This is a genomic window from Bacteroidota bacterium (assembly GCA_030017895.1).
GTDB lineage: Bacteria > Bacteroidota > Ignavibacteria > UBA10030 > BY39 > JASEGV01.
The window spans coordinates 1-7,446 of sequence record JASEGV010000111.1 but is presented as its reverse complement, the minus strand read 5'-3'; the positions used below and the strand labels follow the sequence as shown (position 1 = coordinate 7,446).

General features: G+C 40.5%; 6 protein-coding genes. 1 reads left to right on the top strand and 5 read right to left on the bottom strand.

Annotation, left to right across the window (positions count from 1 at the left end; genetic code table 11):
* Positions 1-31: 31 nt before the first annotated feature.
* The 5 genes from QME58_13650 to QME58_13630 form a co-directional block, all read right to left on the bottom strand.
* Positions 32-1,375, bottom strand: a complete 1,344-nt coding sequence (locus QME58_13650) for a DUF2851 family protein (protein MDI6804860.1) — start codon at positions 1,373-1,375, stop codon at positions 32-34.
* Between the two features lie 36 nt (positions 1,376-1,411).
* Positions 1,412-2,239 carry an orotidine-5'-phosphate decarboxylase gene (gene pyrF / locus QME58_13645; GenBank protein MDI6804859.1) on the bottom strand — a complete coding sequence of 276 codons (828 nt, stop codon included), beginning with the start codon at positions 2,237-2,239 and terminating at the stop codon, positions 1,412-1,414.
* Positions 2,240-2,276: 37 nt separating this feature from the next.
* On the bottom strand, positions 2,277-4,325 hold the full coding sequence (locus QME58_13640) for a S9 family peptidase (GenBank protein MDI6804858.1): 2,049 nt from the start codon (positions 4,323-4,325) through the stop codon (positions 2,277-2,279).
* The gene (locus tag QME58_13635; protein MDI6804857.1) at positions 4,322-4,552 is read right to left on the bottom strand and encodes a GIY-YIG nuclease family protein; all 231 of its coding nucleotides are present in this window, start codon (positions 4,550-4,552) and stop codon (positions 4,322-4,324) included. The genes QME58_13640 and QME58_13635 overlap by 4 nt, the downstream gene beginning before the upstream one ends.
* Before the next feature lie 114 nt (positions 4,553-4,666).
* Positions 4,667-6,736, bottom strand: a complete 2,070-nt coding sequence (locus QME58_13630) for a S9 family peptidase (protein ID MDI6804856.1) — start codon at positions 6,734-6,736, stop codon at positions 4,667-4,669.
* Between the two features lie 353 nt (positions 6,737-7,089).
* Here QME58_13630 and QME58_13625 point away from each other — a divergent pair.
* Positions 7,090-7,446, top strand: a 357-nt coding sequence (locus tag QME58_13625; GenBank protein MDI6804855.1) for an AAA family ATPase, incomplete at its 3' end; no start/stop codon positions are given.

Below are 7,446 nucleotides of genomic sequence, written 5' to 3'. Positions count from 1 at the left end.
TTTCAAATGCAAATAAATATTTTCGTCAAAACTAATTTTTAGAGATGCCCTTAATTGATTCAAATATGTTCAATGCGTTTTGCCTGATTTCGCGCTTTTTGAAAATCCGAGCATACAAAAGGAGAATCGGAATCACTACATTGATAATTATTTCGATGACTCTTTCTTTTCCTACCAGAACTTTTATTTGTTGTTCTGATTTTTTATCGAGTGTAAAATGGGTTTTCCAGAAATTATCAGCATCTATTTTGAGTAAAACAACAATATGTTTAAGCTTTTCATTGTTCGACAAACTTTCGTCGGAAGTAATTTTTATTATCGATTTAAAAAGTGCCGATGAAATAATTCTATCAATTATCCGTGAAGCGCCAGCAATCCGGATGGTTGGAAAATTTTCGGGCCTTAAACGGAAAAACTGCCACTCGGCTTCATTCATTTCTTCAGAGTTAACATTCAAATTTGTTAACCTGTTTTTTAGTTTGGCTACATAAGCTCTGCTTTCTTTTTCCTCAACTTTTTTAATCGAAGGCAACAGTCCGGCATATCTGAAAAGCAGTGCCTCGTATGCAAAAACCCTTTCTTCAGATTCTTGCGATTGATTGATTAGTTTTAGTTTGTTTAGTGGCAGGAGTCGTGCAAGTTTTAAAAACGCAACTTGGTTTTTTGAATAACCCAATGCCTCCATTATGTATTCATATAACACCTGTTCCCAGTGATGGATGTTTGTGAAATCGTTTGCCGAGTATTCAGGTTCAAAGTTTGGCATTTCTTCAGGACTTACTTCAACAGGAATCTCTCCGTAACGTGCCACGGGTTCTTTCAGTTTTTCAAATCTGATTAATTCCTTGAGCCGTTCTTCGATCCGTCGGACTTTGTACTCTAAACGTTCGACTGATAATTTTTGAAGCCAATTGCGGATGATATCGCTGCTGATTCCTTCGTTAATGTCGAAGCATTTTAATCTACACCGGGTTGACTCATCAGAATACTCGTTTTGCAATTCGTCCAAACTGATGTACGACTCAAGATAAACAGTTGGCACCACCCGCTTACTTTTCGTTTTAATTGAGTATTTGTTTGAATCTTCATTCAAAAGTACTACGTGTAAAATTAACCGGTTATATTTGGGGTCGGTTTCGTGTGTGTGCTGCTTCCAATCTTCGATGTTCTTATGGAGCTCAACATCGCCTGTGTAGAGAGTGCCTCCGATGTAAATTTGTGCATCTAAAAAATCGGGACCTCCGTCCGGATTACTCTTGCCCGGCGAAACAACCTTGATTTCTTTTCCGTTGTTTGTTAGCAGAGGTAGTTTGTGAAAACTCTGACCTCTCCAAATTTGCCTCAACGTTTTCTCTGAAATTACTTCTAATTCCATAAAGCCTCCGGTTTGTTAAATCATAATTTAAAAATCTTAAACTATCGAATAATATTTCTTTCTATAATAATTAATCGTGTGAGAGTAATATTCTGCCGACTCTCTTACTTTTTTATCGAATATTCTTTGCATCGAAACGTAAATGATACTTCTGCCGATATTGATGATCGCTAAGTCCCCCTCGTTTGTACATCCGGATTTTACAGATTGTTCTAAATCGCCTTTTTGTGCACCGACACCCGGAATCAGGAACGGCATTTCGGGTACAATATTCCGAATTTTTTTTAATTCGGATATTCGCGTTGCCCCAACAACAAGTCCGATATTGTTATTGGCATTCCACTTTTTTGATTTTATAGCGACATGTTCGTAAAGCGGTTTGCCCGAAATTTTCAAATGCTGAAAATCCTTTGCACCTGAATTTGATGTTACACAAAGTACGAATGCACCTTTATGCTGCGATGTTGTGAAAGGTTCGATTGCATCGAAACCCATATAAGGGCTGATTGTAGCAGATGTAAAATTTAGTTTATGAAGTAGCGCTGATGCTTGTTTTTCAGCTGTGTTGCCAATGTCGCCACGCTTGCCATCGGCGATTGTAATGATGCCTTCGGGAATTAACTCAAGTGTCTTTTCAATTGTGTCCCAACCTTTGGCTCCATGCTCTTCGTAAAAAGCCAGGTTAAGCTTATATGCACAGACTAAATCTTTGGTAGCGTCAATCACGATTTTGTTGAACTCAAGCAGAGGGTTTCCAGCTTTCAGAAGATGTTTCGGAATCTTCTTGATATCAGTATCAAGTCCGATACACAACAACGAGTTTTGTTTGTGCTGAATTTTTCTAATTTTTTCTGTAAAGTTCATTTAGCAATTTATCCATTTATTCATTGATTCAATAATCTCACTTTCCCCATTCAGTCAACCAATCGATCATTGTTTTGTACCACAACTCATTATTTTGCGGTTTCATTATCCAGTGTCCTTCGTCGGGGAACCAGAGGAATTTTGATGGAACTCCTTTTCGCTGCAGCGCCGTGAACATCTCCATTCCTTGCTGAATCGGAACACGGAAATCTAACTCGCCATGAGTTATGAGTGTTGGCGTTTTAAAATTCTTCACTAAAAAATGTGGCGACCATTTTAGATACAATTCAGGATTTTCCCACGGTGTGCCGCCCATTTCCCATTCGGGGAACCAGAGTTCCTCGGTGGTGCCGTGCATCGCTTCTAAATTGTAAACACCGGCGTGTGAAATGAGAGCTGCGAACCTGTTGGTATTACCTAAAATCCAGTTCACCATATAACCGCCAAAGCTCCCGCCGTAAGCCGAGATTTTCTTTTCATCAATGTAGCCGAGTGCGACGGCATAATCGACTGCATTCATCACGCTTTTATAACAATTACCCCCCCAGTCCTTGCTGATAGCGTCAACAAATTTTTGTCCATAACCGGGGCTTCCTTCAGGATTTGTAAACATCACAACGAAGCCCGCACCCGGAAATGCCTGCCAATCGTTGCGGTACGCATTGCCAAACATCTGTTGCGGACCACCGTGGATGATGAGAAGCAGCGGATATTTTTTCGTTGGGTTGAAGTCGGACGGTTTTACAATCCAGCCCTGCACTTTTCCGGCAGCGCCATCGAACCAAACTTCTTCACCTTTCGCAAGTTTTACTTCACTTAAAAATTTGTTGTTCACATCTGTAACCCGAACAACCTTATTCTCTTTTATCGAAAATGTATAAACTTCATTCGGGTATGAAATTTCGCGGCGAGTGAAAGTAAAAAATTTTCCATCTTTAGAAAGACGAACATTCTCGTGCCAATATGGACCTCCTACTAATTCTTTAACTTCTCTTTTCAGATTCATTGAATAAATAGGAATGTTCCCCTTTACTTCAGCAGTGAAATAAATTGTTTTAGAATCAGGCGACCAGATGAAATCATCAACCCAATTATCGAAGTTGGTCTCATCTGTAAGAATGGTTGTCTCACCGGTTTTTCTGTTATACAATAATATACGCCATAAATCGGCTTCGAACATCGGAGTTTTTTGAGACCGGTAAGCGATGTAATTTCCATTGGGTGAATAGCGTGGCGATACATCAGCGCCCAAACCCGCGCTAATCTTTTTGGGCTCTCCGCCTCCAGTGGGGATTACAAAAATATCATTATTCGTACTCCAAGCCAAATCCTTCTCCATATTAGTTGCGAAAACAATCTCTTTCCCGTCGGGAGATACTTGCACATCTTCGCTGCCGTTTAATGCAATTGGAGGGACAGTAAATTTTCCGTTGGTTATTTGCCTGACTTCCTTTCCATCCGTTGATGTGATGAAGATGTGATTTCTTGTTTCTTCGGTCCATGTATTCCAATGTTTATACATCAACTCATCGATGATGCGGGCTTTAACTTTGCCTGTTGATTTTTCTTCAGCTTTCTTTTCGTTGCAGGCTTTATCTTTAGTCCAATCACCTGTGTAACAATCGGGATAAACACTGGATTGGAATATCAGGGACTTTCCATCCGGAGCCCAGATGTGATTTGCAGTTCCGTTTGGTACAGAGGTAACTTTGCGGGCTTCACCTCCGGTAACATCGATGAGATAAATTTGCGGACTTCCATCGCGCGTTGAATTGAATGCGATAGTTTTTCCGTCGGGCGACCAGCGTGGACGGTCGTCTGGTTTGTCGCTTGCTGTAAGCTGACGAGGTGTACCACCTGTAGATGGAATCAGCCAGATATCGCTGTTGCTTCGATTCTTTTCTTTATCAACAACCGAAGCCACATAAGCAATCCATTTCCCGTCGGGAGAAATTTGCGGATCGCCAACACGTGTGAACTTGAACATATCATCAATAGTGAACGTGCGTTTCTCTTGTGAGATGGAAAATGATGAAATAAAAATTATTAATAGAATTAATATGAGTTGTAGGTTGTATTTTTTCATTTTAAATATCCTATTTTTTTGTTTTTGATTTTTCTCTCGGCTTCTATTGCATACTGCATGTCACAAAATTCTTGAGACCATATCAACTTCACTGGTCTTCGTGATGTAGTATATCCACCGAAAATTGCAGAGTTATGTTGTGCCATCCTCTGTTCTAAATTTGAGGTACTTCCAACATAGTAAGATTTATCCGAACATTCTAAGATGTAAACACCGCCAGTTTTCATTCTTGTAGCCTTATATCTTTCCTCTTCGACTCCACCGACTTTCGTCGGTGTCGCTCAGAGTGACAATAGTTTTTTGGTCTATGCAATCTTCATGCCTTTGCGAGAAAAAAAATATTACTGCTTCAAATACTTTGCTAACCACTCAAAAACCGTCTTATGCCACAACTCGCTGTTTTGCGGTTTTAATACTCCGTGTCCTTCGTCAGGGAAGTATAGGAACTTCGATTCAATTCCCATCCGTTGAAGAGTTGTGAACAATTGCATTCCTTCAGTTACCGGCACACGATAATCAAGCTCGTTGTGAACTATCAGCATCGGAGTTTTATACTTCAACAAATTCTTTGCGTGCTTATGTGGCGAAAATTTATCGTAAGCTTCAGGTGCATCCCATGGTGTGCCGCCGTGTTCCCATTCGTCGAACCAAACTTCTTCCGTAGTTCCGTACATCGAATAAAAATTCCAGATACTTGCATGAGTAACAAGAGTTTTAAATTTCCCGGTTTGCGTAGCGAACCAGTTCATCATATAACCGCCGTACGAGGCGCCAGCCGATGCCATTTTGTTAGCATCTACGTAAGGAAGTTCTTCGGCATATTCAACCCCTTTCATTAAATCTTCATAAACTTTACCGCCCCAGTCGTTTGAAATTTCATTCAAGAATTGTTGACCAAAACCGGTTGAGCCGCGCGGATTCGGCGACATCACGACATATCCTTGTGCAGCCCAAATTTGCGGATTCCAGCGATAATGCCAGCCATTTTCCCAAGCGCCTTGCGGTCCACCGTGGACAAGATAAATGAGAGGATATTTTTTATTCGAGTCGAATCTTGGCGGTTTGATTAACCACGATTGTATTGTTGTCCCGCCAGCACCGGTGTATGTAAAACTCTCTGCTTTGTGGAATAATATTTTTGAAAACAACTCATCGTTTGTGGTTGTAATTTTTTTAGAATTTTTTCCATCGCTTGTTGCTGAATAAAGTTCAATCGGCCGCTCTAATGTGTGCTTGGTAAAATAAATCAGCTTCCCATCTGCCGATATATTCACATCGCTGTTAACTCCGTCCTCAATAATTTTTGTTATCTTTTTATCTTTGAGCGAGATGCAGAAAATTTTCTGATTTGCATTTTCTTCTGATGGGAAATAAATCTTCTTGCTGTCGTCAGTCCATTCAAAATCTAAAACCCACGCATCGAATTTTTCTGTTAAGCTTTCGTGTTTGCCTGTTTTTCTGTCGAACAACATCAGTTCCCATTTATCGGCTTCGAAACTGGGAATCCGTTGAGCGCGATATCCTATGTATTTTCCATCCTTCGAATAACGCGGGTAACCATCGGCGGCAAGATTGGTTGTAATTTGTTTGCGGTTCGTTCCTTCAATCGAAACCGTGTAAATGTCGTGATTCGTATTCCAAGCTTCGTTCTCAGTTGGAGTTGCAGTGTAGGCAATTTCTTTTCCGTCGGGTGAAAAGGCCAACTCATCACCGGCTGCGAATGTGGATGAGGTTGGCACACCGTCTCGGTCGCCGGGAGTTAAGTTTTTCGGTTCACCGCCATCAATTGGGGCAACAAAAACGTGTTGGCGTTTATCGTCAACCCACGCATTCCAATGGCGATACAATAGCTTGGTAATAAGGCGCGCTTTTACTTTGCTTTTTTCTTTTTCTTCATTTTTCTTTTTGTTCAGCGCATCGGCTTCTTTAAATGGTTTATCGGAAAATTCAGGATTGACTGTCGAGACGAATGCAATCATTTTTCCGTCGGGCGACCAAACGGGCTGCGAGGCGCCCGTTGAAATTGTAGTGAACTGCCGGGCTTCGCCGCCGGTTACTTCAATCAGCCAGATGTGCGAATCGCCGGAGCGTGTTGAAACGAATGCGATTGTTTTTCCATCGGGCGACCATCGCGGATTGTTGTCGGCAGCAGGACTCGATGTAAGTTTGCGAACTTCACCGCCTGACGATGGCATCAAATAAATATCACTGTTCGATTTGTTTGCGGCTTTATCAACTTCCGTGATTACGTAAGCTATCCATTTTCCATCAGGGGATAGCTGCGGGTCGGTTACTCGCTTGATTTTGAAAATGTCATCAATTTCCATCGGTCGCTTATCTTGCGAATAGCTAAGCGAAGAAATGAGGAATAATATTAAAATCATAAAACTAAAAAATCTTGAACGTTTCATTTGAATACCCTTTATTATTTTTGTGTTCGTTTAATAACTTTAAAAACTCTTTGATACGATTCGTATAACATTATCTATGTGTCTTGATTTGCTCATTTTGTTTAGTAAATTTACTGAAGTTACGCAGAATTGACTTTTTGTCATGTTGAGCGAAGCGAAACATCTTAAAATAGCCTGAATTTGAGGTTTCAGATTCTTCACTTCGTTCAGAATGACTCTTTTGCGTAACTTCAGTAAATTTAGCAAATTATGAAGGAAAAACAAAGTCTATATCTCGTCCACAGGTTTTTTAAGGTGTACTAAATGCTGGTAGTTTTGCGTTTAGTAGCACTATATGCTATATTCAGTTGCATATGGTACACAGAAATTTTTGGATAAACAGGATAAAAAAAGCCTGGAAGAAGCGTTCTATTGTCTGGCTCTCAGGAGTTAGGCGCGCGGGTAAAACATATTTGTGTAAAAGCTTACCCGATGTAGAATATTTCGATTGTGAATTACCGCGGGTTCGACTAATGATGGAGGATCCACAATCTTTTCTTGAAGAGTTTAGAAAAAAACGCATAGTGTTGGATGAAATTCATCGATTAGATAATCCTTCGCAGTTACTGAAAATTGCTTCCGATTATTATCCGGATATTAATATCATAGCAACCGGCTCTTCTACATTAGGTGCCTCAGCTAAATTTAAAGATACATTAGCTGGACGTAAG